Genomic DNA, 2,002 nt, shown 5'->3' on the forward strand with positions numbered 1-2,002 from the left:
GGTCTCCAATCCGTTCCCGTCCGGCATTGCGCAGCCAACCGGAAACTCGCTTGGCATGCAGACCTTCCTCGGCAACTCGATCACCTTCCAGCCGAGGAATCCGCAGGTGCCCTACAACCAGCGCTGGAGCGTCGGTTTCCAGCGTGCCTTCGGCTCGTGGCTGGCCGCGGTGGACTACGTGGGCAACCACGGCGTGCATCTGCCGGTAAACAAGGAGTTCGATCCAGTGCCGAAGCAGTATCTCTCGACCGCGACCAATGGCTATGACGTGGATGCGACGACCAAGATGTCGGCGACGGTGACCAATCCGTTCCTGAACATCGTTCCCTCGACCGTCTCTCTGGGCTCCGGAAAGACGGTTGCGGTCTCGCAGCTGGTGCGTCCCTATCCGGAGTTCACCGGCGTGACGGCGTACATGACCAACGGCATGTCGATGTATCACTCGCTGCAGGCGCAACTGCTGCGGCGCTTCTCGAACGGAGCGTCCTTCACCTCGGCCTTTACATGGTCGAAATCGCTGGACGCAACCCAGTACCTGAACAATTCGGATTACGGCCTGTGGTACGGAACCTCCAGCAACGACCGCACCTTCCGCTTCGCCACCTCGGGCATCTACCAGTTGCCCTTCGGCCGCGGACGCCAGTACCTGCACGACAACGCTTTCGTCTCCGCCCTGGTCGGCGGATGGCAGATGCAGGGTGTCTACCAGGTACAGAGCGGACAGCCCTTGTCGTTCACCCCGGCCAGCACCAGCCCGTTGTACAAGGGGACTAACCCGGTGGATGCGGCCTGGGGTCGCAACGGATATAAGTCTTCGGCAGCGGCGCAGGCGGCCGGTGTGGCCGGCTACTGGTTCAACATCAACAGCTTCGTGACCAAGACGACCAGCACGCAAACCAGCGGCATCGACACCAGCGCGACTCCGAACCAGTACCAGGTCCGCACTTTCCCAATTCGTTTCAGTGGTTTGCGGGCCGACTTCCTGAACCAGTGGGACATGGCCCTGCAGCGGAACTTCTCGCTGGCACGGTTCTATGAACCGCTCCAGCTTCAGTTCCGTGCAGAGGCGACCAACCTGCTGAACCATCCGGTCTACTCGACTCCAAGTACCGATTGGACCAACGCGGCCTTCGGCCAGGTAACCTCGCAGGCCAACCAGCCGCGTGTCTGGCAGTGGGTAGCAATCGTCCGTTTCTAACGGATAAACAACCCACGCACTGGGTGCCCATCCGACGAACTTCGTTCGTTGGGGTGAGACCGCGATGGATGAGATTCTCGTCAGATTAACCAGTGCTCCCCAACCCACAATTCACCAGAGAGGGGCGGCAAATGTCGCCCCTTTGCCTTGGCCAGGAGGCATTGAATGGCTCCGATCGCGACCAAAGAAGGACTAGACGCGATAGAGTTCGTATTACAGAGCTCTCTGCTCGGAGCGAAAGAAAAGCACCAAAGGTGCGCTCTATATGAGCCTGGGGCAACGCCCCAGGTACGCTAGCTGATAGAAAATGAAGGGCTGAAGGCCCGCTCCATAGAGCTACAACGAAGGTCGATACGCAGCAGAAAAGCAGCACGAAAAAGAAGAAGAAAAGGAGTTGCTCATGCTACACCCTGACCCCAATCTAACCAGGCATGCTGAACGATCCACTGATGCATCGAGCAAGTCCAAGCGCGCAAGCAAAAATTCGGACAGAATGGAGTCGCTCCGATCGGTTTCCAAAGAAGGATTCGATGCGATAGAACAGGGCAATTACACCGCTCTGAGTTCAGACGAAGAGATTTCGGCGTTCCTGCAGGAAATTCATGAAGACATTGCACCGAAGTAGAGCCTGTCATTCGAGTCGGTTCCTTCCATTCTGTTCCGTCCTGTTCGCGCATAGCGCGAATGTCGTGCTTAAGGGGCCGGCTTCAGCCGGCCCGTATCCACCAGTAAAAGAAAGCGGTTTTAACCGCTGAGGTCGATGCCTGGTGTGCCAACAACCTTGACATAACCCCGCCCTTGCCA

Annotated in this window: 1 pseudogene; it reads left to right on the forward strand. The window is 58.1% G+C overall.

From position 1 onward, the window contains the following. Positions 1 to 1,198: pseudogene (locus AB4043_RS23785) on the forward strand (hypothetical protein); the annotation flags it as partial. Positions 1,199 to 2,002: the final 804 nt, after the last annotated feature.

Source organism: Terriglobus sp. YAF25 (assembly GCF_052113305.1).
Classification (GTDB): Bacteria; Acidobacteriota; Terriglobia; order Terriglobales; family Acidobacteriaceae; genus Terriglobus.